Consider the following 26,427-nt stretch of genomic DNA (forward strand, 5'->3'; position numbering starts at 1 on the left):
TCCCGCCATTTCGCGCCCTGAAACACGACGATCAATGTGATGTACGCGACGTTGGCACGCCCGGCCTGCACCTCCAGGCCGGGGAGGCGTAGCCTTTATTTCCGCTGTCCATCACCTTGTGAAGCGGAAGAGGGCGGTTGCCGCCGTGTCGTCTCAGTCCCCCAGTAACCCGAGCATCTCGACCGACCAAGACGGCCAGGGGCCTCAGAGCCCCGCCGCCGCCTTCGGTGCCAATGAGTGGCTCGTCGACGAGATCTACCAGCAGTACCTCCAGGACCCGAATTCGGTCGACCGCGCCTGGTGGGACTTCTTCGCCGACTACAAGCCGGGTGCCGCCGGCACGGCGGACAAGCCCGCGGGCGAGGCCGTAGGTACGGAATCCGCAGCAGGTACGGAATCCGCAGCCCCGACCGCCCAGGCCCCGGCCCAGGCCTCCACTCCGGCCCAGGCTCCGGCCCAGGCCCAGGCCCCGGCCCCGGCCACTCCGGCGAAGCCGGCAGCAGCGGCACCCGCACAGGCCGCTGCTCCCGCCCCCGCCGCGAAGGCCCCGGCTCAGGCCCCGGCCGCCGCGCCCGCCGCGAAGCCCGCCGCCAAGGCGGAGGCCCCGAAGGCCCAGGCCCCGGCCCCGGCCCCGGCCCCGGCCCCCAAGGCGGAGACCGAGGCCCCCGCCGGTCCCGAGTACGTGCCGCTGCGCGGCCCCTCCGCCGCGGTCGCGAAGAACATGAACGCCTCCCTGGAGCTGCCGACGGCCACGTCCGTCCGCGCCGTCCCGGTGAAGCTGCTGTTCGACAACCGCATCGTCATCAACAACCACCTCAAGCGCGCCCGTGGCGGGAAGATCTCCTTCACCCACCTCATCGGGTACGCGATGGTCCAGGCCATCAAGGCCATGCCGTCCATGAACCACTCCTTCGGGGAGAAGGACGGCAAGCCGGTCCTGGTGAAGCCGCCGCACATCAACCTCGGCCTCGCCATCGACCTGGTGAAGCCGAACGGCGACCGCCAGCTGGTCGTCGCGGCCATCAAGAAGGCGGAGACGCTCGGCTTCTTCGAGTTCTGGCAGGCGTACGAGGACATCGTCCGCCGCGCCCGCGCCAACAAGCTGACGATGGACGACTTCACGGGCGTCACCGTCTCCCTCACCAACCCCGGCGGCCTCGGCACCGTCCACTCCGTGCCGCGTCTGATGCCCGGTCAGTCGGTCATCATGGGCGTCGGCTCGATGGACTACCCGGCCGAGTTCCAGGGCACCTCGCAGGACACCCTCAACAAGCTGGGCATCTCCAAGGTGATGACCCTCACCTCGACGTACGACCACCGCGTCATCCAGGGTGCGGCGTCCGGCGAGTTCCTGCGGATCGTCGCCAACCTCCTCCTCGGCGAGGACGGCTTCTACGACGACGTCTTCGAGTCGCTGCGGATTCCGTACGAGCCGGTCCGCTGGCTGAAGGACATCGACGCGTCGCACGACGACGACGTCACCAAGGCCGCGCGGGTCTTCGAGCTGATCCACTCCTACCGGGTCCGCGGCCACGTCATGGCCGACACCGACCCGCTGGAGTACCGCCAGCGCAAGCACCCCGACCTGGACATCACCGAGCACGGCCTGACGCTCTGGGACCTGGAGCGGGAGTTCGCCGTCGGCGGCTTCGGCGGCAAGTCGATGATGAAGCTGCGCGACATCCTCGGCGTGCTGCGCGACTCGTACTGCCGCACCACCGGCATCGAGTTCATGCACATCCAGGACCCGAAGCAGCGCAAGTGGATCCAGGACCGCGTCGAGCGCCCGCACTCCAAGCCGGAGCGCGAGGAGCAGCTGCGCATCCTGCGCCGGCTGAACGCCGCGGAGGCGTTCGAGACGTTCCTGCAGACCAAGTACGTCGGCCAGAAGCGGTTCTCGCTGGAGGGCGGCGAGTCGGTCATCCCGCTGCTCGACGCGGTCATCGACTCGGCGGCCGAGTCGCGCCTCGACGAGGTCGTCATCGGCATGGCCCACCGCGGCCGCCTGAACGTCCTGGCGAACATCGTCGGCAAGTCGTACGCGCAGATCTTCCGGGAGTTCGAGGGCAACCTCGACCCGAAGTCGATGCACGGCTCCGGCGACGTGAAGTACCACCTGGGCGCCGAGGGGACCTTCACCGGCCTGGACGGCGAGCAGATCAAGGTCTCGCTGGTCGCCAACCCCTCGCACCTGGAGGCGGTCGACCCGGTCCTGGAGGGTGTCGTCCGCGCCAAGCAGGACGTCATCAACAAGGGCGGCACGGACTTCACCGTCCTGCCGGTCGCCCTCCACGGTGACGCGGCCTTCGCCGGCCAGGGTGTCGTCGCCGAGACGCTGAACATGTCGCAGCTGCGCGGCTACCGCACCGGCGGCACGGTCCACATCGTCATCAACAACCAGGTCGGCTTCACCGCCGCCCCGGAGTCGTCGCGTTCCTCGATGTACGCGACCGACGTGGCCCGCATGATCGAGGCGCCGATCTTCCACGTGAACGGCGACGACCCGGAGGCGTGCGTCCGCGTGGCGCGGCTCGCCTTCGAGTTCCGCCAGGCGTTCAACAAGGACGTCGTGATCGACCTCATCTGCTACCGCCGCCGCGGTCACAACGAGGGTGACAACCCGCAGTTCACCAACCCGCAGATGGTGTCCCTGATCGACAAGAAGCGCTCGGTGCGCAAGCTCTACACCGAGTCGCTGATCGGCCGCGGGGACATCACGCTGGAAGAGGCGGAGCAGGCGCTCCAGGACTTCCAGGGCCAGCTGGAGAAGGTGTTCACGGAGGTCCGCGAGGCCACCGCGCAGCCCTCGCCGGCGCCGGTCCCGGACGTCCAGGCCGAGTTCCCGGTCGCCGTCACCACCGCGGTCTCCCAGGAGATCGTGAAGCGGATCGCCGAGTCGCAGGTCAACATCCCGGAGCGGATCACCGTCCACCCGCGTCTGATGCCGCAGCTGCAGCGCCGCGCGGCCTCCGTCGAGGACGGCACGATCGACTGGGGCATGGGCGAGACCCTCGCCATCGGCTCGCTGCTGATGGAGGGCGTCCCGGTCCGCCTGGCCGGCCAGGACACCCGCCGCGGCACCTTCGGCCAGCGCCACGCGGTGCTGGTGGACCAGGTGACCGGCGAGGACTACACGCCGCTGCAGTACCTCTCCGAGGACCAGGCCCGTTTCAACGTCTACGACTCGCTGCTCAGCGAGTACGCGGCGATGGGCTTCGAGTACGGCTACTCGCTGGCGCGGCCCGAGTCGCTCGTCATGTGGGAGGCGCAGTTCGGTGACTTCGTCAACGGCGCGCAGACCGTCGTGGACGAGTTCATCTCCTCGGCCGAGCAGAAGTGGGGCCAGACCTCCGGCGTCACCCTGCTGCTCCCGCACGGTTACGAGGGCCAGGGCCCGGACCACTCCTCGGCCCGCCCGGAGCGCTTCCTCCAGATGTGCGCGCAGCACAACATGACGGTCGCCATGCCGACCCTGCCGTCGAACTACTTCCACCTCCTGCGGTGGCAGGTGCACAACCCGCACCACAAGCCGCTGGTCGTCTTCACCCCGAAGTCGATGCTGCGCCTGAAGGCGGCGGCGTCGAAGGCGGAGGAGTTCACCACCGGCGGCTTCCGCCCGGTGATCGGCGACGCCTCGGTGGACTCGAACGCGGTCCGCAAGGTCGTCTTCTGCTCCGGCAAGGTCTACTACGACCTGGACGCGGAGCGGAAGAAGCGCGGTGTGACGGACACCGCGATCATCCGCCTCGAGCGCCTGTACCCGCTGCCGGGTGCCGAGCTCCAGGCCGAGATCGCCAAGTACCCGAACGCCGAGAAGTACCTGTGGGCCCAGGAGGAGCCGGCGAACCAGGGTGCCTGGCCGTTCATCGCGCTCAACCTGATCGACCACCTCGACCTGGCGGTCGGCGCCGACCTGCCCCCGGCCGAGCGCCTGCGCCGCATCTCGCGGCCGCACAGCTCGTCGCCGGCGGTCGGTTCGGCCAAGCGCCACCAGGCCGAGCAGGTCCAGCTGGTCAACGAGGTCTTCGAGGCCTGAGCCGTTCCCGTACGCACCGGAGGGCCCGGCCCCGCGAGCTGATCGCGGTGCCGGGCCCTCCGGCGTACTGACTTAATCTGAGGGCATGTACTTCACCGACCGTGGCATCGAGGAACTGGAGAAGCGGCGCGGCGAGGAGGAGGTCACCTTCGAGTGGCTCGCCGAGCAGCTGCGGACGTTCGTCGATCTCAACCCTGACTTCGAGGTTCCCGTGGAGCGTCTGGCGACGTGGCTGGCGCGGCTGGACGACGACGAGGACGACGACCTGTAGAGCGCTCGTACGCCAACAGGCTCAGCAGTGCGCCGTTGGCGATGAGCAGGGCGCTGGCGACCGCCCAGCCGGCGCTGCGGCGTGACAGGGCCCAGGCGAGCAGCGGCACACCGGCCGCCACCTGGACGGCGGCGAGGAGCCTCGGGACCGGGGAGCCGTCGTCGGCGCCGACCGCGCCGCCGAGGGTGTGCACCTCGTCCCGTACGGCTTCGCGCAGGCCCGGCCACTCCACCGGGTCGGCTCCCTGCTCCTCGGCGGCCGTACGCAGGCGGGCGGCCGGTGCTCCGGGGGCGAGGCCGGGCGGCAGTGCGAGGTCCAGCCGGGCCAGGACGGCGAGCAGGCCGAGCAGCCGGACGCGGGCGTCGGCGACCCGGTCGGGGCGCGTGAGCGGTTCGAGGTCCTGGACGTCCAGGACCGGGTCGAGGCCCAGGCGGGCGGCGAAGGTGTGCATCGCCTCGTCCTCGCCGGCGGGGGTGCCGTCGGCCAGCCAGGTGTAGCCGACGGGACGGCGGAAGCCGGAGGCCAGGGTGTAGCCCGCCCGGTCCGGGTCCCACCACAGCGCGAGCACCGGCCAGGGCGCCGCGACCCCCAGGGCCGCGGCCCAGCCCGCGGCGGCCCGCTCGACCGGTTCGCCCTCGTCCAGCCAGGGCCGGCCCTCGGGTACGAGCACGCTCCAGCCCTGGCCCGCGGCGGTGAGGAGCAGGCGTTCACGCAGGAGCTGCGCCGGCGCCCGTACGACCGCCGGCTCGGCCCGGCACAGCAGCAGGGCGCCCGTCGATGTCGCGTCCATGCCCCATACGCTAGGCCACTTCGCCCGGGTTCGTACTGCTACGTACGCCGCACCGCCGCGCACCGAGCGAGGGCCGCTTGACTTACCGTCACCGCGATATATCGTGTTTTCGACAGCGGACGCGATATGTTGCGTCATGCCCCAGGGAGGCCCCATGCCGGAGTGGTCCGTCACCGAGCCGCGCACCTTCGCCCTCGACGGCGCCGTGACCGCACTGAAGGTCCGTGTCGTGAACGGGACGGTCAACGTCGTGGGCATCGACGAGGGCCCGGCGCGGCTGGAGGTCTCCGAGATCGACGGCCCGCCGCTGATCGTCACCCAGCGCGGCTCGACGCTCACCGTGTCGTACGAGGACCTGCCCTGGAAGGGCTTCCTCAAGTGGTTCGACCGCAAGGGCCGCGACCGCAGCGCCGTCGTCTCGCTCGCCGTCCCGGCGGACGCCTCCGTGGAGGTCGGCGTCGTGGGCGCCGAGGCCGTGGTCTCCGGCGTCCGGGGGCGTACGGAGGTACGCGGCGTCACCGGCGACACCACGCTGGTCGGGCTCGCGGGCCCGGTCCGCGCCGAGACCGTCTCCGGGAACGTGGAGGCGCAGGCGGTCGCCGGCGGGCTGCGGTTCTCCTCGGTCTCCGGCGACCTGACGGTCGTCGACGGCACGGGCGCGTCCGTACGCGCCGACTCGGTCACCGGCGACATGGTCATCGACCTCGACCCCACCGGTCCGGGCACCGACATCCGGCTCACCACGGTCTCCGGCGAGATCGCGCTCCGCATGCCGCACCCGACGGACGCGCGGGTGGAGGCGAACACCACGAGCGGCGCACTCTCCAGCGCCTTCGACGACCTGCGGGTGGGCGGCCAGTGGGGCTCCAAGAGCATCAAGGGCACGCTCGGCGCGGGCACGGGCACCCTCAAGGCGACCACGGTCTCCGGCTCCATCGCCCTGCTGCGCCGCCCCGAGACCACGTCCGAGTCCGCGCCCGGAAAGGTGCTGTGACATGCCGCCCGTCTTCGCCCACGGCCGTCTGCGCCTCTACCTGCTGAAGCTCCTCGACGAGTCGCCCCGCCACGGCTACGAGGTGATCCGGCTGCTGGAGGAGCGCTTCCACGGGCTCTACGCCCCGTCGGCCGGCACGGTCTACCCCCGGCTGGCCAAGCTGGAGGCCGAGGGGCTGGTCACGCACACCACCGAGGGCGGCCGCAAGGTGTACTCCCTCACCGACGCCGGCCGTGCGGAGCTGGCCGGCCGCAGCGGCGAACTGGCCGACCTGGAGCAGGAGATCCGCGCCTCCGTCTCCGAGCTCGCCGCCGAGATCCGCGCCGACGTGCGCGGCGCGGCGGGCAAGCTGCGCAGCGAGATGCGCGCGGCGGCGAGCGAGACCCGCAAGGACTCCTGGCGGGAGCAGGCCCGGCGGGCGAAGGAGGAGTCCCACAGGGCCCGCGAGGAGGCGAAGTGGGCGCGTCGCCAGGCCGAGGAGACGCAGGAGAAGGCCCGCGAGGAGGTCCAGCGCCTCGCGCAGCAGGTCCACGACCACCTGACGACGGGCGAGTGGCCCGCGGCCCTCTCCGACCTGACGGGCCGCCTGGGCGGCCTGGGCGGCCTGTTCGGCGGTACGCCCCCGGCCGCGCCGACCGCTCCCACCGCGCCCCGGCCCCCGTACGACCAGCCGGCCGACGACGCGCCCGCCTGGCAGGACATCCCGACCACGGAGAACCCGGCCCGCGATCTGGAGCGCCTGCTGGACCGCTTCCGCGACGACATCCGCGACGCGGCCCGGGACCACGGCGTCACCCCGGCCCAGCTCGCCGAGTCCCGCCGACACCTCTCGACGGCGGCGGCCCACATCGCGGCCCTGCTGCGCGGCGCGCCGCGCAACTGACGCCCGCGCCTCGCGGGCGCGGAGCCACACATGGCACGGACGGCAACGCGCGGCGCGGAGCCGCCGCACCGGGGCCCGGAACGCGAACGGGTGAGGCGCCCGGGCGCGGCCGGCTCCGCACCGCCGACCGGCGCAGGGGCCGGGGCTGGGGGGAGGCCTCAGCCGGCCTTCGCCGCGCCCCCGGCAGTTCCCAGCACCCGCTCCACCCCCGCGTACGTCACCCCGTGCTCCGCCAGCACGTCCGCCACCACGCCCGGGCGGGCCGTCAGGGCCAACAGCAGGTGCTCGTCGCCGATGTGGCGGTCCCCGCGGCCCAGCGCGACGCGCAGGGAGCGTTCCAGGGCGTCCTTCGCGGGGCGGCTGAAGGAGGGCCTGGACCCCGACCACCAGCGCTTCGAGCCGTGGTCGCCCGCCAGGACACCCTCGCCGTGCACCGCCTCGACGCGCGAGACGATCGCGGTCACGTCGATGCCGATGCCTTCCAGCGCCTCCGCGTCCGCTTTGGTCAGGCCGCCGCGCCGCCGGGCGTCCGCCAGGCCGGCCTCGACCGACGCGCGGCGCCCCGCGACGCCCAGGGCGGCGAAGGCCGCGGAGGACGGCGCGCCCTCCAGGTCCAGCAGGGCCAGCAGCAGGTGCTCCTCCGTCACGGAGTCCGCGCCGGCCCCCTCCGCGAGGGCGACGGCGCCGGTGACCGCGGTCCGGGCGCTCTTCGTGAACCTCTCGAACATCAATGCCTCCCGTACTTCTTGTGTACGGCCTGCCGACTGACGCCCAGCTCGGCCGCGATCTCCTGCCACGACCAGCCCTGGGCCCGGGCGCTGCGAACCTGTACGGCTTCCAGTTGCTCCAGCAGCCGCCGCAGCGCGGCGACCGCACGCAGTCCGACCCTGGGGTCGCGGTCGCCCGCGCGGGCGGCGAGATCGGTTGCTTCCGTCATGATGTCAACTTACGTTGACATCAGCAGAAGCGTCAACCCCGGTTGACGGACACCGTGACCGTCGCGCCCGGCACCGCCCGCACCACCACCCGCCCGGCCGGGCTCGGGAGCACCCACGCGCGTCCCTCCACCGTCACCCGCCAGCCGCTCGGGCTCGGCAGGGACAGCTCCGTGGCGCCGCCGCGACCCGCGACGTACACCAGCCGGGACGGGCTCTGCTCGACCACCCGGCCCGCCACCGCCTCCGCGTACGGCGCGGCCGTCTGCTCCTTGTTCGTACGCCAGGCGCCCGAGGAGTCGACGGCGCAGTAGCCGCCGCCGTAACACCACACATAGCCCGCCCACCCCGAGCTGTAGCGGTTCAGGGAGGCGAGCGCCTCGCGGTAGAAGCGGCCCATGTTGGGCAGGGAGTTGTTCAGCGGGCCCCACTCCCCCACCACCACCGGCACCCGGTACTCCTTCGGGTACGCCGTCACCGCCGCCTCGTACGCCTCGATCCAGCCGGCCTCCGGGTCGTAGTCCGCGCCCGCCTCCATCGCGGTGTTGTAGAAGTGCGGCGCGTAGACGACCTTCGGGTCCTCGACCCGCCCCAGCCCCGTCGGCACGCCCTCCCCCACGATCGGGGTCGGCTCGACGAAGACCCAGGTGTGGTCGTCGACCGAACGGACCGCGTCCGCCAGGCGGTTGTACATCGGGGTGAGCTGTTCCCGCTCGATCCGGCGGGCGGCCGCCGGCAGGTCCTCGCCCTCGCGCAGCTCACCCATGGGTTCGTTGATGAGGTCGTAGCCGAGGACCGCCGGATGGTGCTTGAAGCGGTCGGCGAGCACCCGCCACATCCTCGCCTGGGCGCGCCGCAGGTCCTCGTCCTCGTACAGGTGCGTGAAGGCCCGCTGGACCGCGGGCTCGAAGTACTCGGCGAACCAGTCGTCCGGGTGCGGGGTGAAGGGCAGCCCGTCGGTGCGCGTGGCCCACTCGGGGATGCCGCGGTGACCGAAGGCCGGTCCGAAGACGTCCTGGTGGGCGTCGATGACGACGTGGACGTCGTACCTGTGCGCCCAGTCGAGGATCCGCTCGATCTTGCGCAGGTACGCCTCGCTGTACCGGCCGGGCCGGGGCTCCAGGTCGTCCCAGAAGACCAGCAGGCGGGCGAAGTTGAAGCCCCGCGCGCGCAGGTCGCGGAAGTGCTTCTCGGTGATGGCGGACAGGGCGGCGTCGCCGCGGTGCGTCTTGTCCTCGACGTTCCAGCCGCGCAGGGTCAGGACGCGGCCGCGGTCGTCGGTGAGGCGGGGTATGTCGGTGGTGTCCGTATCCGCGTGCGCGGCCGGAGCGAGGGCCAGCAGGGCGGAGAGGGCGAGTGCGAGAGCGCGCATGGGGGACCTCCGGCATCGGGTGCCGGAGATCCCATCAGCGCGGCTGACGCTCCATCAAGACGTGGTGAGGACAATCTTTCCGAACAGGTCCCCGGCGGCCATCTTCTCGAAGCCCTCGCGCGCCCGGTCCAGCGGCAGCACCTCGTCGATGACCGGCCGTACGCCCGTCGCAGCGCAGAAGGAGAGCAGGTCCTCCAGCTCGTCCTTGGTGCCCATGGTGGAGCCCACGACCTTCAGCTCCAGGAAGAAGATGCGGGTCAGCTCGGCGTGCGAGGGCCGGTCGCCGCTCGTCGCGCCCGAGATCACCACCGTGCCGCCGGGCCGCAGCGACTTCACCGAGTGCGACCAGGTGGCCGCGCCGACGGTTTCGATGACCGCGTCCACCCGCTGCGGCAGCCGCGCGCCGGGCTCGTACGCCTCGACCGCGCCCAGCTCCAGCGCCCGCGCGCGCTTGGCCTCGTCGCGGCTGGTGGCGAAGACCCGCAGCCCGGCCGCCTTGCCGAGCACGATGGCGGCCGTGGCGACGCCGCCGCCCGCGCCCTGCACGAGGACCGAGTCGCCGGGCCGGACACCGGCGTTGGTGAACAGCATCCGGTACGCCGTCAGCCACGCGGTCGGCAGGCAGGCGGCCTCCTCGAACGACAGCTCCTTCGGCTTCGGCAGGACGTTCCACGCCGGGACGGTGACGCGCTCGGCGAAGGTGCCCTGGTAGCGCTCGGTGAGGATGGAGCGGGGCTCGTCCGGTCCGACGCCGTGCCCGCTCTGGCCGATGACCGAGTGGAGGACCACCTCCCGGCCCTGCTCGTCGATGCCGGCGGCGTCGCAGCCGAGGATCATCGGCAGCTTGTCCTCGGCGAGCCCCACCCCGCGCAGCGACCACAGGTCGTGATGGTTGAGGGAGGCGGCCTTGACAGTGACGGTGGTCCAGCCGGGGCGGACCTCGGGCTCCGGGCGTTCGCCCAGCTCAAGGCCGTTCAGGGGCTGGTCGCGGTCGATTTTGGCGGCGTAGGCAGCGAACATGACCCGAGGTTAGGGCGGTACCGGTGCGCGGCGGAACCGCGCACCGGTGTGATGTCAGTCCCTGCGCCACTGCGCCGGCGAGGACTTCGTCGCCGGGTCCTCGTACGAGCCGGCCTTCCCCCGGTCCACGTGGAAGGAGGTCAGCGTCGTCACCGGTGACACCGGGTCGCGGCGGTCGGCGATCACCCGCATATGGGCGGAGAAGCGTTCCGGCGTGACCTCGTAGACGTCGTAGCCGTACCGATTGCCCTCGAAGTACTTCAGGTGCGGGTTGGCCTTGCCCATCAGGGGGCCGTTGGTCGCGTTCCAGTCGGCGGAGTACGCGCCCGAGGTCACGGAGTGGGCGGTGAACTCCGTCCCGACGAGCGGCGACGACGTGTCGTCGAAGTCCACCCGGACGTCGTCGACGAACGCCGAGTGCCAGTCGCCCGTGATCACCACCAGGTCCTCCAGCCCGCTGCTGTGCACATGGCCGAGGACCTCCTTCCGCTCCGCCAGGAAGCCGTCCCACTGGTCGGTGAACATGTACGAGCCGCCCGGCCGGCCCCGCAGCTGGCTGAGCATGATGGAGTTCGCCCACACGTGCCAGGAGTCGGGCGCGCGGTCGATGTTCCCCTTGAGCCACGCCTTCTGGGCGCCGCCCAGGATGGTGCCGTCCGCGAGGTTCTGCGCCGAGCGGTACGAGCGCAGGTCGAGGACCGTCAGCTCCAGCAGGTCGCCCCAGCGGCGGGTGCGGTGGATCACCGGGTCCGGCAGCGCGGACTCGCCGCCGTCCCGGTGCGGCATGTTCTCGTACCAGGCCTGGTACGCGGCCGCCCGCCGCTGGAGGAAGGGCGCGCCGCCGCCCGTACCGCTGTAGTCGTTGGCGACCTCGTGGTCGTCCCAGGTGAGGAACCAGGGGTGGGCGGCGTGTGCCTCGCGCAGGGAGGCGTCGCCCTTGTAGAGGGCGTGGCGGCGCCGGTAGTCGGCGAGCGTGAACACCGCGGGGCCCTCGTGGTCGCGTACGTGGTCGCCGCCGACCGGCCCGTGCTCGTAGATGTAGTCGCCGAGGTGCACCACGAAGTCGACGTTCTCGCGGGCGATGCCGCGGTGGGCGGCGTAGTACCCGTCGTGGAACGCCTGGCAGTTGGCGGCGGCGAACCGTACGCGCGCGACGGCGCCGACCGGCGCGGTCCGGGTCCGGCCGACCCGGCTCGTCACGCCCAGCGCCTTGAAGGCGTACCAGTAGGGGCGGCCCGCGCTCAGGCCCTGCACCGGGACGTGGACGCTGTGCCCGAGCGTCGCGGAGGCGGGCGCGCTGCCTCTGGCGACGATCCGGCTCATGGCCTGGTCCTCGGCCACCGCCCACTCGACCTCGACGACCTCGGGCAGCCGCTGCTCGGCCGCGAGCGGCTCGGGCGCGAGGCGCGTCCACAGCACGACGCCGGAGGGCTGCGGGTCGCCGGAGGCCACGCCGAGGGTGAAGGGCGCCGGGTCGTACTCCGCGCCGAGCACCTCGGCGGCCTCGCGGGCCTGCGCCGGCGAGAGGCCGGCGCTGAGCGGCCAGACCACGTTGAGCGCGCCGGCGGCCCCGGCGGCCTTGAGCAGGGTGCGTCGGTCGAGCGTCACTTCTGTACCCCCGTGAGCGTGAGCGTGATCCCGTCGGCGTACCCGTCGTTGGAGGTCCCGCCCCCGGTACGGGTCAGGACGAGCAGCACCCGCGCGGTCCTGGCGCCGGGCGGCACGGCCGCGGCGGCCTTCCGCTCCACGAGCCCCGTCCGCCCCTTGCGCTCGGCGGCCGTCACCGGCCCGAGCACGCTGAGCGCGACGGGCGTCCCCTTGGCGTCCCGGAACTCCACGGAGAGCCGCGCTCCGTCCTCCTGCGACGCGTATCCGCCGAGCCAGGCGCCGACGGCGTACCGCACCTGTCCCGCGTCGACGGCCGCGTGGCCGGTGGCGCCGGTCGCGGGCAGCACGATGTCCTGCACCAGCGCGGTGCGCGGCGCGTTCCCGCCGGAGAAGAACCGGCTCCCGCGCTGCGCGGGGCCGGGGTCCGAGGCGGTGGGGTAGCCCCCGCCGTAGCTGTACGCGACGAGGGCGGGCGCGCCCTGCACGACCCGCCAGCCGGTCACGGCCCCGACGGGTTCGGCGGTCCCTCCGGGCCCGCTCTCGGCGTCACCGTTGACGACCAGGTTCACTCGCGCCTCCTCTGCGTCGGGTGGGGCTTGGCGCGCTGCATCACAGCAGCCGCACATGAACCGACGGAAGCCCACGGACGAACATTGCGAACCCGGTCCAAGGACCCCTACGGAAAGTCCAAGCCCCACGGCGCCGGCGCAGGTGCCAGGGCCCCTGAGAAAGGCGGGGCTGCGCCCACGCACCCCGGAACGGCCGGGGCCGGATCCCGGGGCGGTGCGGGACTTTCGCCCACCCCTCCCCCTACGCCCTGCGGGCGCGGGGGGACCCCCACTTTCCGTAACTGGGGGCTGCGCCCCCAGACCCCGAGGGGGGAGGTGTACGTGAGGGCTGACGCCCCCACACCCGGAGCGCGACAGCTGCGCGCCGCCCACCGGGCTGACGGCCCCACCCACGGAGGGATGGACCGACCACGTGAGGGGGACGGGGGCGGAGCGTGGGGGGTGCTCGGGCGTAAAACGACTGAACTCGCGCGAAGCGCGGTGAACGAGAGCCCGAGTACCCCCCACCGGAGCCCCCGGCACCCGCCCGAAGCCCACCGGACAGCAAGCACCGCACCGCACCGCGCAGCACCCGCGGACACGCGAAAGGGCCGTACCGCACCCCCGCAGGGATGCGGCACGGCCCTCGAAACCAGCTACGCCACAGCGGCAGGCGTCACGCGGCGAGCGTCACGCCCGGGCCACGCCCTCCGCGCGCGCCGCCGCCGCGACGGCCGCCGTGACCGCCGGGGCCACGCGCTCGTCGAAGGGCGACGGGATCACGTAGTCGGCCGCCAGCTGGTCGCCGACCACATCGGCCAGCGCGTTCGCCGCGGCGATCTTCATGCCCTCGGTGATCCGGGAGGCCCGGACCTGCAGCGCACCGGCGAAGATGCCGGGGAAGGCCAGCACGTTGTTGATCTGGTTCGGGTAGTCCGAGCGGCCCGTCGCGACGACCGCCGCGTACTTGTGCGCCACGTCCGGGTGAACCTCGGGGTTCGGGTTGGCCATGGCGAAGACGAAGGCGTTCGGCGCCATGGAGGCGACGGCCGCCTCCGGCACCGTGCCGCCCGAGACGCCGATGAAGACGTCCGCGCCGGCGAGCGCGGTCTCCAGCGAGCCGGTGATCCCGGCGCGGTTGGTGAGCTCGGCGAGCTCGCGCTTGACGTCCGTGAGGTCGTCGCGGTCGCGGCTGACGATGCCCTTGCGGTCGGCGACGGCGACGTCACCGAGACCGGCCTCGAGCAGCATCTTGGCGATGGCGACACCCGCCGCGCCGGCGCCGGAGATGACGGCGCGCAGGTCGCCGAGCGTCCGCCCGGTGAGCTTCGCGGCGTTGCGCAGCGCGGCGAGGGTGACGACGGCGGTGCCGTGCTGGTCGTCGTGGAAGATCGGGATGTCGACGCGCTCCTGGAGCTTGCGCTCGATCTCGAAGCAGCGGGGCGCCGAGATGTCCTCGAGGTTCACTCCGCCGAAGGAGGGCGCGAGGCGGACGACGGTGTCGACGATCTCGTCGACGTCGGTCGTCGCGAGAGCGATCGGCACCGCGTCGACGCCGCCGAACTGCTTGAAGAGGATCGCTTTCCCCTCCATGACCGGAAGCGACGCCTCCGGACCGATGTCACCGAGTCCCAGTACGGCCGTGCCGTCGGTGACGACGGCGACGACCTGGGACTTCCAGGTGTAGTCGTGCACGAGCTCGGGACGCTCGGCGATGGCGCTGCACACCTTGGCGACGCCGGGTGTGTACGCGAGGGACAGGTCGTCCTTGTCCCGCACCGGCACCGTGGCCTGGACGGCCATCTTGCCGCCCCGGTGGAGGGCGAATGCCGGGTCGATGTCCAGGTCGAAGGACTCGTCGGCCGAGCCCTCCGCACCGGCACCGCTGTCGGTGCGAGGATTGACGATCTCCGCTGCCATTTGTTTGACCCCTTAAGTCTTTACAGTTGAGGGTGGCCACTCCTGGTTGAGGAGGGGTGGGCGGGCACCGCGTCCGCGCCCCGGCCGGGCGTACTGCCCTGCCGGGAGGAGGTACGGACGCGTCGGACGCGCCGCACACGCGCCCTGAGCCCCGGATGAGGGGTGTAAAGGTCCTTCTTACCGGACGGACCTGTCCGTGGACGAGTCGGTATCCGGTGAGCCAAGACACCGGACAATCGGAGGACGCCGCCGCTTCTGTATTCCCCCAGGTGGCGAAGGTGCGACTCATGACCGAATATCTGGACAAGTCCGCACGCCACCCGGATTGCGACCGCAATCCCGTCCATATGACGAGATCAACCGGAGATTTTCCGGCCGGATGAAGGCAACCCCGTAGAAGGTCCGGCCCTGATGTACCGGCCTGTTGGGGTTCGGGGGTCTCCCGTTATCCGATTTTGACATGCGGAGGCCCCTGTTCGGGCTAGTCCGAATGGCAAGATGCCGGTAATCACACGAGGTCGCGACACCCGAAGGTGCGTGCCCCGACCACCGTGCCGACGATGGGCCACCCCTCATACGCCGCTTTTGAGCCGGAGGAAACCGACCATGACCGCAAGCACCACCCGCAGTACGACCGCAGCGAGGGCCCGGACGCCGCACGCGTCCAAAATGGCCGCGGTCGCCGCGATCGCGGTCGCCGGCACCATGCTGCTGACCGCCTGCGGTGACCAGACCAACCGCGCCAAGTCCGGCGGCAAGGAAGCCGCGGCCGCCCCGGCCGTGCCGCACCCGCTGGCCCACCTCCTCCCGAAGGACATCCGCGACAAGGGCGTCATCAAGGTCGGTTCGGACATCGCGTACCCGCCGGTCGAGTTCAAGGACAAGGGCGGCAAGATCACGGGCATCGACCCGGACCTCGCCTACGCGCTGAGCAAGCAGCTCGGCGTGCGGTTCGAGTTCGAGAACGGCACCTTCGACACCCTGATCACCGGTCTGCGCGCCAAGCGCTACGACATCGCCATGTCGGCGATGACGGACACCAAGGACCGCCAGATGGGTATCGACTCCGAGACGAAGAAGAAGGTCGGCGAGGGCGTCGACTTCGTCGACTACTTCAGCGCCGGCGTCTCGATCTACACCAAGCTGGGCGTCGACACGGGCATCAAGACCTGGGCCGACCTGTGCGAGAAGAAGCTCGTCGTGCAGCGCGGCACCGTCTCCGAGGACCTCGCCAAGAGCGAGTCCGCGAAGTGCGTCGCGGCGAAGAAGGGCCCGATCGCGATCGAGGCCTTCGACACCGACCAGCAGGCCCAGACCCGCCTGCGGTCCGGCGGCGCCGACGCCGGTTCGTCGGACTACCCGGTCGCGGCGTACGCCGTGAAGACCTCGGGCGGCGGCAAGGACTTCCAGATCGTCGGCGAGCAGGTCGAGGCGGCTCCGTACGGCATCGCCGTCGCCAAGGGCAACGCGCAGCTGCGCGACGCCATCAAGGCGGCCCTGGACACCATCATCGCCACCGGCGAGTACAAGACGGTCCTGGACAAGTGGGGTGTCGCCGCCGGTGCGGTGACCGAAGCGAAGATCAACGGCGGTTCCTGACCAGCCGGCCACACCAGCACCGCGTAGGCCTCTGAAAGGCACCACCGTGACTGACATCAAGAAGACGGACGCGGCGGACGCCACGCCGCCCGCCGGACCGGAAGCCCTCAAGGCGATCCCGGTCCGCCACTACGGCCGGTACGTCACCGCGCTCGTCGCCATCGCGGCCTTCGTCGCGATCGTCTACGCCTTCTCGCAGGGCAAGATCAACTGGGACGCCGTCCCCACCTACTTCTTCGACGACCGGATCATCGAGGGCGTCGGCCAGACGCTCCTGCTGACCATCCTGTCCATGGCGATCGGCATCGTCGGCGGCATCATCCTCGCGGTGATGCGGCTGTCGAAGAACCCGGTGACCTCCTCCATCTCCTGGTTCTACATCTGGTTCTTCCGGGGCACCCCGGTCCTGGTCCAGCTGTTCCTCTGGTTCAACCTGGGCCTGGTCTTCGAGTACATCAACCTCGGCCCGGTCTACAAGGACGAGTGGTCCGACTTCATGACGCCGTTCCTGACGGCGCTGCTGGGCCTCGGCCTCAACGAGGCCGCGTACATGGCCGAGATCTGCCGCGCGGGCCTCCTCGCGGTCGACGAGGGCCAGACCGAGGCGTCCCACGCCCTGGGCATGAGCCACGGCAAGACGCTGCGCAGGATCGTCATCCCGCAGGCGATGCGCGTGATCGTGCCGCCCACGGGCAACGAGGTCATCAACATGCTGAAGACGACCTCGCTGGTGGCGGCCGTGCAGTACTACGAGCTGCTGCGCAACGCGCAGGACATCGGCCAGACGTCCGGTGCCCCGGTGGAGATGCTCTTCGTCGCCGCCGCCTGGTACCTGATCATGACCTCGGTGCTCAGCGTCGGCCAGTTCTACCTGGAGCGGTACTACGCGCGCGGCTCCAGCCGCAGCCTGCCGCCCACCCCCTGGCAGAAGGTCAAGACGACCCTCTCCACGTTCCGCCGCCCGGAGGTGGCCCGATGACCGCCATGGTGAAGGCCGAGGGCGTCCACAAGTCCTACGGCGCCGCTCACATCCTCAAGGGAATCGACCTGGAGGTCGCCGCGGGCGAGGTGTTCTGCCTCATCGGCCCGTCCGGCTCCGGCAAGTCGACCTTCCTCCGCTGCATCAACCATCTGGAGAAGATCAACGCCGGACGGCTGTACGTCGACGGCGAGCTCGTCGGCTACCGCCAGAAGGGCGACAAGCTGTACGAGCTGAAGGACAGCGAGGTGGCGCTCAAGCGGCGCGACATCGGCATGGTCTTCCAGCGCTTCAACCTCTTCCCGCACATGACGGCCCTCGAGAACGTCATGGAGGCGCCGATCCAGGTCAAGGGCGAGGCGAAGGCCGTCGCCCGCGAGCGGGCCGGCAAGCTGCTGGACCGCGTGGGCCTGGCCGACAAGGCCGGCAACTACCCCTCGCAGCTCTCCGGCGGCCAGCAGCAGCGCGTGGCCATCGCCCGCGCGCTGGCGATGGAGCCGAAGCTCATGCTCTTCGACGAGCCGACGTCGGCGCTCGACCCGGAGCTGGTGGGTGACGTCCTCGACGTCATGCGGGACCTCGCCGAGTCGGGCATGACCATGGTCGTGGTCACCCACGAGATGGGCTTCGCCCGCGAGGTGGGCGACTCGCTCGTCTTCATGGACGGCGGCGTGGTGGTCGAGTCGGGCAACCCGCGCGACGTCCTGACCAACCCGCAGCACGACCGGACGAAGGCGTTCCTGTCGAAGGTGCTGTAGTACGCGGATGAAGGGCGGTACGGGACACCCGTACCGCCCTTCGTCGCGTCCGGTCTACTTCAGCGCCAGGACGAGCGAGTCCGAGGGCGAGGCCCACACGGCCCTGGCCTCGGCGAACCCGGCCTCGCGCAGGGTGCGCGCGTGCCACTCCAGGGAGGGTGTGTCGCCCTCGGCGTGCTCGCCGTAGATCGCGAACCGCTCGGCGGTCGGCGCGGCGAGGACGGGGTCCTCGGCGGCGAGCTCCCACCACTGGGTCCAGTCGAGCGCGCCGGCGGCCTTGGCGCGCTCCATGGCGGCGTGGCGGTGGGCACGCTCGGCGGCGTTGATGCGGGGCGTGGACGCGTCGCGCATGTGGTCGGCGTTCATGAAGACGCCGCCCTCGCGGACGAGACCGCCGAGCCGCCCGTAGAGGGCGGCGAGCGGCTCGGTCCGCAGCCAGTGCAGCGCCGTGGCGGTCAGGACGGCGTCGTACGTGTCGTACGGCAGCGCCTCGGTCCACGCGGGGTCGGTCAGGTCGGCCCGGACGAACCGGACCCGGTCGTCTCCGGCGAAGTAGCCCTCGGCGATGGTGAGGAGCGCGGGGTCGAGGTCGACGCCGGTGCTGGTGGCGTCCGGGAACCTTCTGAGGAGCCGGTCCGTGATACTCCCCGTACCGCACGCGAGGTCGAGGACCCGCGGCGCCGGGCCGACGCACGCCTCCACCATGTCGAGCATGACCCGGAACCGCTCCTCACGGTCGGGCATGTACCACTCCTGCTGGCGGTCCCAGCTCTCCTGCCAGGCCCGCCAGTCCGTGCCCGTGAACGCCTCCGTCACCACGACCTCCGTAATACCCTCGTAGGAGATGGGTCTCTTACAGGACCTTAGACCGCTGGCGTAAGGACTACAAGTGGAACTGGCCTCTTACTCGGATTACGCCGTTCGGCTGGTGAACACCGAGGAGCCGGCGCGCAACAAGGACTCCCTCACCTCGGTGGAGGCGGTACGCGCGCTGTTCGGCGAGGCGTCGCAGATGGCGCGGCGCGCCACCGACGCGGACGTGACCCGATTCCGCTCCGTACGGGCCCGGCTGCGCGCGGTCTTCACGGCGGCGGACGCCGGCGACCAGACGCACGCCGTGGACCTGCTGAACTCACTGCTCCTGGAGTTCCCGGTCAGCCCGCAGATCTCCGGCCACGACTACCTCGACGAGGAGGGCCGGCCGCGCTGGCACCTCCACCTGGCCGACCACCCGTCCAACGCGACCGCCGGGTACGCCGCCATCGCCGCGATGGGCCTCGCCATCCACCTGACCGAGTTCGGCGCCGACCGGCTGGGCCTGTGCCAGGCCGCGCCGTGCCGCAACGCGTACCTGGACACCTCGACCAACCGCTCGCGTCGCTACTGCTCCGACCGCTGCGCCACGCGCGCCAACGTCGCCGCCTACCGGGCCCGCAAGCGCCTGGAGACCGAGCGGTCGGCGGGCACCGGCCGCACCGCCGACACCAGCCAGGCGAGCACCACCCCGAGCGACCGCTGACGCCCGGGCCGGATGCCCCGGTACCGGATCCGCACCCGGCCCAGCACGAGCTCGACGGGCACCGCGCCGAACGCCCGGCTGTCCACCACGTCCGCGTCGGGGTTGTCCCCCAGCACCCACCAGCCGTCGGCGCGCCGCTCGGCCAGCCGCTTCACGACGAGCAGATCCTGCTGGAGCGGGTGGCGCAGCACCGCCACGTCCCCGGCCCTGAGCTCCGCCCCGTAGTGCACCAGCAGCTGGTCCCCGTGCCGGAGCGTCGGCACCATGGAAACCCCGGTGACCTCGGCAATCCCGAACGACACCCTCGTTCCCCGCCCCTGCTCCGCCATTCCGGTACCTCCGGTCCTTCCTCCACGAGTCCCATGGTGACCCTGGACTTTTGTCCTAAGCACCCGGGGGCGCCCGCGAAAACCGGTCCCCCACGGAGTAATGTCCCACCTGAGAAGACGATCACGAGGAAGGACAGCTCAATGCTCTCCCGCCTGTTTGCCCCGAAGGTGAAGGTCAGCGCGCACTGCGACCTCCCCTGCGGTGTCTACGACCCGGCCCAGGCCCGCATCGAGGCCGAGTCGGTCAAGGCCGTCCAGGAGAAGATGGCCGCCAACGACGACCCGCACTTCCAGGCCCGCGCCACGGTCATCAAGGAGCAGCGCGCGGAGCTGGCCAAGCACCACGTCTCGGTGCTGTGGAGCGACTACTTCAAGCCCCCGCACTTCGAGAAGTACCCGCAGCTGCACCAGCTGGTCAACGACACCCTGAAGGCCCTGTCGGCGGCGAAGGCCTCCACGGACCCGAAGACGGGTGAGAAGGCGCTGGAGCTCATCGCCGAGATCGACAAGATCTTCTGGGAGACGAAGAAGGCCTGACCCCAGGTCCCTCTTTTCCCGAAAAGACCGCACCCGGCCTCCTATGGGGGCCGGGTGCGGCCTTGTTCGCCCGGCCACGGTTCGCGTCAGGCCTCCTCGATGTCGCTCGGCCCAACGGGTTCAGCGGTCCGCACAGCGAGCAACCGCTCCGCCCACGCCCGGGCCTCGGCCAGGTGTTCAGCCTGGAGCCCGGCGCGGGGATCAGGTTGGAGCAGCAGGGTCGCCGAGCCACGGGTGGTGCGCTCCGCGGCCCAGGCGTGGTCGAGGCCGGTGAAGTCGTCGTCGATCCAGACGGCGGGGGCGTCTGCCAGCCAGGCGCCGACGTGGTCACGCTTCCAGAGGTAGCCGTTGGGGTGGCTGGTGGTGATCTGGGGGCGCGGCAGGTCGACGTACGGCAGGTCTGGGAGACCCAGGAGAGGGCCGATCAGGGTGGTGGCGTCCTGCCGCCAGCTGGTGCACCAGACCGGGGTGACCAAGCCGGTGCGGATGACGTCCATGAGCAGGCGGCCGTGGTCGGGGTGGAGCCAGACGGTGACCGGGGTGTCGGCGGTGCGGCCGCTGGGGACGACGTCGTGGCGGACGTGGGTGGCCGGGATCGAGCCGTGCACGTCGGGGAAGGGTACGAAGACGCCGTCGATGTCGAGGAGCAGGTAGGGCGAGCGCATCGGTTCCTCCATGGGAAGCCGGGGCGAATGGCTGATCAGAGCTTGCGAGCGTGGATCAGCAGGGTCGTGGGCCAGTGGCCCATGCGGGGGTCGTGGAACTCCTGGGCAGAGGTGAGCCAGAAACCCGCTCGGCTGAGGTGCTTCTCCCACCGGTCCGTGGAGAACTCCCAGCGGGCGACGGGGAGCCGGGTGCGGTCGGGAAGGTTGACGTAGTCGCGGCGAGGCCGGTCGTCCCCCGAGGGGCTTCGGCCGCCGCGCTGCGGGTGGGGGACGGAGAAGGCCAGCAACCGGCCGGGCGTGAGGCGCTGGGCGATGGCTGGCAGCAGCAGTTCGGGGGCGACGAGGCCGATGGCTCCGAAGACGGAGTAGATCGCGTCAAACTGCTCGGCGGTGGCGTGCAGGTAGTGCAAGGCGTGGCCGGCCACGAAGGTGAGGTTGTTCAGCCGTCCGTAGTGGGAGCGGGCGCGGCGGACCTGGAGGCCGACCAGGTCGACGCCGGTGACGTGGGCACCGTGGCGGGTGGCGAGGTGTGCGGCGTTGTGACCGGGGCCGCAGCCGAGTTCCAGGAGCCGCTTGCCGCGCAGATCGGGGTCGAGAATCTCGACCCCGGGCCCCTGGCCGGGCCTCGTGGTCCATTCCATCCGGGCGGGTACGGACAGGGGTTCGGCGCGTCCGGCGGCGGTGCGTTGGAGGGCGTGGGCGTGCCACGGGGAAGCCTGGGCGAGCACGTCAGACCTCCAGGAGGTGGAGGACGTCGGTGAGGTGGCGGCGGACGGCCTTGATGTAGGCGGGGTCGGTGGCCGGGTCGTTGATCCAGCGGATGGCCTGCTCCATGAACCACTCGACGGCCCACATACGGTGCCAGCCCAGGGCCCAGTTCTCGGCGGTGAGCCCGCCGCGCGGAGCGAGGGCGTCGGGGGTGCCGCCGGCGGTCACATACTGCTCCAGGAAGACACGCAGACGTACGGGATGCGGGGGTTCGATGGTGCCGTGCCAACTGGCAAGGTCGAGCAGACCGGGACCGGTGAAGGCACGAGCGAAGTCGAGCAGCCGCCAGCCGCGCTCCCCGATGTGGAGGCTCGTGGGGTGGAACTCGGAGTGCACCCAGCCGAAGGGCTCCATCGTCGCTCCGGCCGAGCGGGCCTCGGCGGCCTGGGCGATCCTGTCGAGCGCGTCCTCGACGTCGTCGGCGTCCTGCCACCGGTCGGCCTTGCGCAGCCGTTCGAGATGCTCCAGTGCCCGGGCCGGGAGCATGCGCAGGCGCTCCTGGTCGAGGACGGGCAAGGGCGGAGCCGTACGGGTGCCGTGCAGGACCACGGCCGCGGCGACGCCGTCGAGGTCGTCGGCCTCGCGGACGGACGGTCCAAGGTCCTCCATGAGCATGCCGAGCCAGCCGTCCAGGACGGCGGAGGCGTGGACCTGGGGGACGGGGACGCCGAGCGTGCGGGCCAGGCGAAGGGCCTGGTCCTCACTGTCGAACGGCTTCTTGGCGTACTTGAAGATGGCCGTGGTGCTGTCGGGGAAGGTGACGCGCTCGACGCCGGACATGGACCACACGCGTACCTCCTCCCGTGCAGCGGTGGTCTGGCCGGACGCGGTGAGCAGGTTGCCGAGCAGTTCGGCGCTGGGGTTCGTGGTCACGTGGGGGCTCCGGGGAGATGGTGGCGTCCGGGGCGGGCGAGGGATGCCGGTCCGCCCCGGAGCCTGATCGGGTGGTGGGTTACGCGGCGGGGTTCACGCGGTGTGCGTAGACCTGCTCGATCCAGCCCGCCTTGAACGCGGCGAGGTCGTCACGGAAGTTCGCCATCGAGGCACCGTAGGGCGCGACCACGCCGCCGGTCTGATCCGGAACGGACTGGCAGCCGTGCACGAGCCGGCCTCCGAGGGCGGCGTGGGCCTTGATGGACTCGATGCGGCGGTGCTCGTTGAACCAGCCGCCGTGGTAGACCTCGTCGAGCATCCCGCCCATGTCGTCGTCCAGGTCGAAGACGACGGAGGTGGCGGCGGGGAAGAACCAGCACGGGCCGACGTTGGAGATGTGTCCGTCCAGCTCCACCTTGTTGAGCGCCATGAGCGTGGCGGCCTCGCGGAGCATCCGCAGGTGGTCGGCGGTGATCTGCGGCAGGCCGAGGCCGGCCAGGTGCTCCTCACGGAAGAGGTACGCGTACACCTCGTACGCGGTGGCCAGGACGCGGGCCGCGTCGGATGTGGACTCGCTGTGCTGCTTGATGAAGTCGAGTGCGAGCTGCTCGACCGCGCTCTCGGTCGTCTCGTCCACGTCCAGGAGCTGGGACTTGACCAGCTCCCAGTCGGCGACGAGCCAGGTGTTCGACTCGAAGCGGAAGAAGTACTCGGCCGGGTCGATGGTGATGCGCCGGCCGTCGACCTGGATGCCGGGCAGGCGGCTCCAGCGCGGGTCGAACGCCTCGGGCAGCTCGACCGTGATGGCCGTGGTGTCGATGGTGGTCACCGTGTCTCCGTCTCTGATCGGCCGGGCTCGGGCACAGGAATGCCCGAGCCCGGTGTGGGCGTACGGAACTTCGGGGTGCCGCCCGGACCAAGGGGGAGCCTGGATCACGGTCGCGCCGTTCCGGGCGGCTACTGACAAGTGAACCGGTGGTCACGCTCAGTGGGTACGGTGGAAGGCAGTTGGAGCGGTATACGCGGTTTACAGCTCCAGGACGGAGGCGATCGTGGCGGCGCCGAGAGAACCCAACTCCCGTCTGCGTGAAGTCATCGCGGCGGTCGCCTGCACCTACGAGGCCCTCTCCAGAGACGTGCGGCGCATCGCCGCCGAGAATGGCGAGGTCCTCCAGACCAACAAGTCGGCCATCTCCCACTGGGTGAACGGCACCAGGGTCCCGTCCGGCCGGGTAGGCCAGTACCTCGCCGAGGCGCTGTCCCGCCGAGCGGGGCGCACAGTCACCCAGACCGAGATCGGCCTGCCCGTCGGTGATGCCGAGGAGCCGGCGGAATCCGACCCCGTCCTCGCCGCCACCGACCTGGGCCGCGCCGACGTCGAGCGCCGCCGCTTCCTCGCCATCGCGGCCTTCACCACCGTCGGCGTCGCCATGCCTCTCGGATACGACCATGAAGCCACCGCGCGCATCCTCCGCGCCCGCACCGGCACGTCCCTGGTCGGGGCAGAGGATGTGGACGTCGTACGCCAGATCACCGCGGCCTTCAGCGCGGCCGACGAGCGCCTCGGCGGCGGCCACGGCCTGACCACCGTCACCGCGTACCTCGCCGACACCGCCGCCCCCATGCTGCGCGGACGCTTCCCCAATGAAGCCTTACGCCGGGCAGCCTTCGGTGCCGTCGCCGAACTCGCTTATCTCGCAGGGTGGAAGCACCACGACCTCGGCCAGGAAGGCGCCGCCCAGCGCTATTACCAGGTCGGCTACAAGCTCGCCTGCGAAGCCGACCCCCATGGCCACGCCGCCTGGATGATGCGCGCCCTCGCCCACCAGGCCCTCAGCCTCAAGCAGCCCCACCACTGCGTCGACCTCGTCGAAGGCGCCCTCCGCACAGGTCTCGGCCATGTCGACGGCCAGACCGAAGCCCTCCTCCACATCACCCACGCCCGCGCCTACGCCGCAGTCAACGAGAATCCCTTGGCCGCGCGCGCCCTGCTCGCCGCCGAAGACGCCCTCCTCCGCGACGACGGCCCCCAGCCCAGCTACTCCCGAGTGAGCGGCCCCGCCGCTGGCACCGTGGCCAGCCACACCGCCCGCACCCTGACCGACCTCGCCGACCACATCGGCACCGAGCAACAGCACCGAGACGCCCTCACCCGCTGGGACCCCGAGAAGTACAAGCGGGTCCACGCGCTCACCCACGCCGACCTCGGCGACAGCCTCGCCGCCCAGGCCCGCGCCGACGAAGCCGTCGCCTCCTGGACCCAAGCCCTGGCCCTCATGGAAGGCATGACGTCCGACCGCACCCGCAAGGCGATCACCTCGATCCGCTCCACGCTCGCGGTCTACCAGCGCCGCCGCGTTCCCGGTGCCGCCGATCTCGCCCGCCGCGCCCGCGAGGCCCTCGCCTAACATGCCCAACAACCCGCCCGACGAAGGGAACACCGTGGCCCAGCAGACCGACGACCAGCCGAAGACCCTCAAGCCGGCGCTCGAATCGATGACCCTGCTGGTCGCCGCCGTCATCGTCCACGACAAGGCCACCAACCGCGTCGTCCTCCTCCAGCGCAGCGAAAACGCCAAGTTCGCCCAGGGCATGTGGGACCTCCCCGTCGGCAAGAGCGAGCCGGGCGAGCCCATCACCGAAACCGCGGTCCGCGAGCTCTACGAGGAGACGGGCCTCACGGTGAAGCCCGAGTCCCTCAAGGTCGCCCACATCATCCACGGCGCCCGGGGCGTCGAAGCTCCCAACGGCTTCCTCACCGTCGTCTTCGCCGCCCATGAGTGGACCAGCGAACCCGAAAACCGCGAACCGCACAAGCACGCCCAAGTCCGCTGGGTTGACGCCGCATCCATCCCCGGAGACTTCGTCGACACAACCGCCAGCGCCCTCCACCGCTACCTCGCGGGAGGTCCGGAGGTTTCCCTCGATGGCTGGCAATAGCGGCGCATTCGTCGTCTTGGACATCTGAAAGCCACTCGCCCAAAAGAGCCAGCGATTGACTTACCGTCACTCGTAGGGTGAGTCCTTGGCCAACAGTGAGCTCTTTCGATGAGGAACCCAAGTGACAATAGGCAGTGATCGAGATCAGGTTCGCACTGTTCCCCAAACAGGTGGAAACCATGCTGGATCTGGACAACCACGCTGGGCGTGGTGGGTCGTTGGGATTGTCATCCCCATCATCGGCATTCTCGTCACACTACTCGCCAACGGAACGGGCGATCCGACCCCAGAAGCTCGCGGAGACAGCGGAAAGCCTCCCACGGGGAGTTCCGACTCGGAGAGGCTACCGGCACCCGACCTACAGCAGACTCCGAGCATCATGTACGGGCCGGAAGTGATCGCAGTCAAGGTAAGCGCCTACGGCTCGAACCTGGAACTGGACTCGTCGAAACCAATGCCACTGGCTTCGGGAAAGGGCTCAGATCTCACCGCAACGTCAGCCGGCGACGGCACAAACGCCAGCACTAAGTTCTTCGCACCCCCTGCTGAGGACCGGCTCGCACCACTACCTCAAGGGTCCCCCAAGCCCACGGCCGCCGCGTGCGGTGAAGCCGTTCGACGGAACGCCTCCTACGAGCTAGACAATCTCATCTCGGGACGGCAGTTCTGCATGCACACGGACGAAGGACGAACGGCTTACGTCCGGGTGATTTCAGCACCGGCAGCCAGCAATGTGATCAAGATAGAGGTGACCGTCTGGAACCTGGCCCCCTAATTTCCCGACGGGCCATGTTCCGCCTTGATCGGCAACTACCTCAGCCAAAGGCAGCCCAGCCAGTCCGCCCACAGTCCGCAGGACACCCGATCAAGACCGTCGCTCCCCATCGCCACCCAACAACAAAAGGCCAGGTCAGCGACCTGCGGCCGTCACCACCGCAGGTCACCAGCTGGCCCGCTACTGGGAGACGAAGAAGGCCTGACCTCAGGTCCCTCTTTTCCCGAAAGACCGCACCCAGCCTCCTATGGGGGCCGGGTGCGGCCTGGTTTCGCCCGCCCCCTCGCCGACCCCACCGCCCGCCCGCC

General features: G+C 70.9%; 26 protein-coding genes. 12 read left to right on the forward strand and 14 right to left on the reverse strand.

Annotated elements, in window-relative coordinates:
- Window positions 1-145 precede the first annotated feature (145 nt).
- Window positions 146-4,036 (forward strand): multifunctional oxoglutarate decarboxylase/oxoglutarate dehydrogenase thiamine pyrophosphate-binding subunit/dihydrolipoyllysine-residue succinyltransferase subunit, encoded by a 3,891-nt coding sequence (locus AB0A69_RS12660; RefSeq protein WP_361419256.1) that lies wholly within the window; start codon window positions 146-148, stop codon window positions 4,034-4,036.
- Between the two features lie 85 nt (window positions 4,037-4,121).
- Window positions 4,122-4,307 carry a DUF6104 family protein gene (locus tag AB0A69_RS12665; protein ID WP_031076920.1) on the forward strand — a complete coding sequence of 62 codons (186 nt, stop codon included), beginning with the start codon at window positions 4,122-4,124 and terminating at the stop codon, window positions 4,305-4,307.
- Here AB0A69_RS12665 and AB0A69_RS12670 read toward each other — a convergent pair.
- Window positions 4,225-5,097, reverse strand: coding sequence for a hypothetical protein (locus AB0A69_RS12670; RefSeq protein WP_361419259.1), 873 nt, complete (start codon window positions 5,095-5,097; stop codon window positions 4,225-4,227). The two genes, AB0A69_RS12665 and AB0A69_RS12670, sit on opposite strands and share 83 nt — an antisense overlap.
- Window positions 5,098-5,251: 154 nt before the next feature.
- Here AB0A69_RS12670 and AB0A69_RS12675 point away from each other — a divergent pair, with 154 nt between their 5' ends.
- Together AB0A69_RS12675 and AB0A69_RS12680 are read left to right on the forward strand one after the other, a co-directional pair.
- Window positions 5,252-6,091, forward strand: a complete 840-nt coding sequence (locus AB0A69_RS12675) for a DUF4097 family beta strand repeat-containing protein (protein ID WP_361419262.1) — start codon at window positions 5,252-5,254, stop codon at window positions 6,089-6,091.
- Window position 6,092: 1 nt separating this feature from the next.
- Window positions 6,093-6,974: a helix-turn-helix transcriptional regulator gene (locus AB0A69_RS12680; RefSeq protein WP_361419266.1), complete on the forward strand. Its 882-nt coding sequence runs from the start codon at window positions 6,093-6,095 to the stop codon at window positions 6,972-6,974.
- A 158-nt stretch (window positions 6,975-7,132) separates the two neighbouring features.
- Here the strand turns inward: AB0A69_RS12680 and AB0A69_RS12685 are convergent, their stop codons facing one another.
- From AB0A69_RS12685 to AB0A69_RS12715, 7 genes are all read right to left on the reverse strand, one after another.
- Window positions 7,133-7,702, reverse strand: coding sequence for a Clp protease N-terminal domain-containing protein (locus AB0A69_RS12685; RefSeq protein ID WP_361419269.1), 570 nt, complete (start codon window positions 7,700-7,702; stop codon window positions 7,133-7,135).
- Window positions 7,702-7,911: a helix-turn-helix domain-containing protein gene (locus AB0A69_RS12690; RefSeq protein ID WP_056794174.1), complete on the reverse strand. Its 210-nt coding sequence runs from the start codon at window positions 7,909-7,911 to the stop codon at window positions 7,702-7,704. The genes AB0A69_RS12685 and AB0A69_RS12690 overlap by 1 nt, the downstream gene beginning before the upstream one ends.
- Window positions 7,912-7,943: 32 nt before the next feature.
- Window positions 7,944-9,281 carry a cellulase family glycosylhydrolase gene (locus AB0A69_RS12695; protein WP_361419272.1) on the reverse strand — a complete coding sequence of 446 codons (1,338 nt, stop codon included), beginning with the start codon at window positions 9,279-9,281 and terminating at the stop codon, window positions 7,944-7,946.
- A 54-nt stretch (window positions 9,282-9,335) separates the two neighbouring features.
- Entirely contained in the window at window positions 9,336-10,301 is a 966-nt protein-coding gene (locus tag AB0A69_RS12700; protein ID WP_361419275.1) for a zinc-binding dehydrogenase, read from the reverse strand.
- A gap of 54 nt (window positions 10,302-10,355) precedes the next feature.
- The gene (locus tag AB0A69_RS12705; RefSeq protein ID WP_361419278.1) at window positions 10,356-11,909 is read right to left on the reverse strand and encodes an alkaline phosphatase D family protein; all 1,554 of its coding nucleotides are present in this window, start codon (window positions 11,907-11,909) and stop codon (window positions 10,356-10,358) included.
- Window positions 11,906-12,478, reverse strand: a complete 573-nt coding sequence (locus tag AB0A69_RS12710; protein WP_361419281.1) for a phosphoesterase — start codon at window positions 12,476-12,478, stop codon at window positions 11,906-11,908. Before AB0A69_RS12710 ends, AB0A69_RS12705 begins: the two co-directional genes overlap by 4 nt.
- Before the next feature lie 669 nt (window positions 12,479-13,147).
- Window positions 13,148-14,377 carry an NADP-dependent malic enzyme gene (locus AB0A69_RS12715; RefSeq protein WP_361419284.1) on the reverse strand — a complete coding sequence of 410 codons (1,230 nt, stop codon included), beginning with the start codon at window positions 14,375-14,377 and terminating at the stop codon, window positions 13,148-13,150.
- 606 nt (window positions 14,378-14,983) lie between these two features.
- On the opposite strand from AB0A69_RS12715, the gene AB0A69_RS12720 reads away from it, so the two are divergent.
- Genes AB0A69_RS12720 through AB0A69_RS12730 form a run of 3 tightly spaced genes read left to right on the forward strand, consistent with a single transcriptional unit; the run spans window position 14,984 to window position 17,713 of the window.
- Window positions 14,984-15,976, forward strand: a complete 993-nt coding sequence (locus tag AB0A69_RS12720; RefSeq protein ID WP_361419287.1) for an ABC transporter substrate-binding protein — start codon at window positions 14,984-14,986, stop codon at window positions 15,974-15,976.
- Window positions 15,977-16,022: 46 nt separating this feature from the next.
- The gene (locus AB0A69_RS12725; protein WP_361419290.1) at window positions 16,023-16,955 is read left to right on the forward strand and encodes an amino acid ABC transporter permease; all 933 of its coding nucleotides are present in this window, start codon (window positions 16,023-16,025) and stop codon (window positions 16,953-16,955) included.
- A complete protein-coding gene (locus tag AB0A69_RS12730; protein WP_361419293.1) occupies window positions 16,952-17,713 on the forward strand; it encodes an amino acid ABC transporter ATP-binding protein in 762 nt (253 codons plus the stop codon). Before AB0A69_RS12725 ends, AB0A69_RS12730 begins: the two co-directional genes overlap by 4 nt.
- Window positions 17,714-17,767: 54 nt before the next feature.
- Here AB0A69_RS12730 and AB0A69_RS12735 read toward each other — a convergent pair whose 3' ends face one another.
- On the reverse strand, window positions 17,768-18,529 hold the full coding sequence (locus AB0A69_RS12735; protein ID WP_361419296.1) for a class I SAM-dependent methyltransferase: 762 nt from the start codon (window positions 18,527-18,529) through the stop codon (window positions 17,768-17,770).
- A 73-nt stretch (window positions 18,530-18,602) separates the two neighbouring features.
- Here AB0A69_RS12735 and AB0A69_RS12740 point away from each other — a divergent pair, with 73 nt between their 5' ends.
- Entirely contained in the window at window positions 18,603-19,232 is a 630-nt protein-coding gene (locus tag AB0A69_RS12740) for a CGNR zinc finger domain-containing protein (protein WP_361419299.1), read from the forward strand.
- On the opposite strand, the gene sodX is transcribed toward AB0A69_RS12740, so the two are convergent.
- On the reverse strand, window positions 19,136-19,561 hold the full coding sequence (gene sodX, locus AB0A69_RS12745; RefSeq protein WP_361419302.1) for a nickel-type superoxide dismutase maturation protease: 426 nt from the start codon (window positions 19,559-19,561) through the stop codon (window positions 19,136-19,138). The genes AB0A69_RS12740 and sodX overlap by 97 nt on opposite strands.
- A gap of 141 nt (window positions 19,562-19,702) precedes the next feature.
- Here sodX and sodN point away from each other — a divergent pair, with 141 nt between their 5' ends.
- Window positions 19,703-20,098 (forward strand): superoxide dismutase, Ni, encoded by a 396-nt coding sequence (gene sodN / locus AB0A69_RS12750; RefSeq protein ID WP_020130742.1) that lies wholly within the window; start codon window positions 19,703-19,705, stop codon window positions 20,096-20,098.
- An 86-nt stretch (window positions 20,099-20,184) separates the two neighbouring features.
- Here sodN and AB0A69_RS12755 read toward each other — a convergent pair whose 3' ends face one another.
- The 4 genes from AB0A69_RS12755 to AB0A69_RS12770 form a co-directional block, all read right to left on the reverse strand.
- On the reverse strand, window positions 20,185-20,763 hold the full coding sequence (locus AB0A69_RS12755; RefSeq protein ID WP_361419307.1) for an HAD domain-containing protein: 579 nt from the start codon (window positions 20,761-20,763) through the stop codon (window positions 20,185-20,187).
- 35 nt (window positions 20,764-20,798) lie between these two features.
- On the reverse strand, window positions 20,799-21,491 hold the full coding sequence (locus tag AB0A69_RS12760; RefSeq protein ID WP_361419310.1) for a class I SAM-dependent methyltransferase: 693 nt from the start codon (window positions 21,489-21,491) through the stop codon (window positions 20,799-20,801).
- Window position 21,492: 1 nt separating this feature from the next.
- Window positions 21,493-22,404 carry an aminoglycoside phosphotransferase family protein gene (locus AB0A69_RS12765; RefSeq protein ID WP_361419313.1) on the reverse strand — a complete coding sequence of 304 codons (912 nt, stop codon included), beginning with the start codon at window positions 22,402-22,404 and terminating at the stop codon, window positions 21,493-21,495.
- A gap of 79 nt (window positions 22,405-22,483) precedes the next feature.
- Entirely contained in the window at window positions 22,484-23,233 is a 750-nt protein-coding gene (locus AB0A69_RS12770) for a hypothetical protein (RefSeq protein ID WP_361419316.1), read from the reverse strand.
- A gap of 223 nt (window positions 23,234-23,456) precedes the next feature.
- On the opposite strand from AB0A69_RS12770, the gene AB0A69_RS12775 reads away from it, so the two are divergent.
- From AB0A69_RS12775 to AB0A69_RS12785, 3 genes are all read left to right on the forward strand, one after another.
- Window positions 23,457-24,812 (forward strand): tetratricopeptide repeat protein, encoded by a 1,356-nt coding sequence (locus tag AB0A69_RS12775; RefSeq protein WP_361419319.1) that lies wholly within the window; start codon window positions 23,457-23,459, stop codon window positions 24,810-24,812.
- Between the two features lies 1 nt (window position 24,813).
- Window positions 24,814-25,344, forward strand: a complete 531-nt coding sequence (locus AB0A69_RS12780; RefSeq protein WP_361419321.1) for an NUDIX domain-containing protein — start codon at window positions 24,814-24,816, stop codon at window positions 25,342-25,344.
- Window positions 25,345-25,738: 394 nt separating this feature from the next.
- Window positions 25,739-26,119 carry a hypothetical protein gene (locus AB0A69_RS12785; protein ID WP_361419324.1) on the forward strand — a complete coding sequence of 127 codons (381 nt, stop codon included), beginning with the start codon at window positions 25,739-25,741 and terminating at the stop codon, window positions 26,117-26,119.
- Window positions 26,120-26,427: the final 308 nt, after the last annotated feature.

The sequence above is a fragment of the Streptomyces sp. NPDC045431 genome, from assembly GCF_040646655.1.
GTDB lineage: Bacteria > Actinomycetota > Actinomycetes > Streptomycetales > Streptomycetaceae > Streptomyces.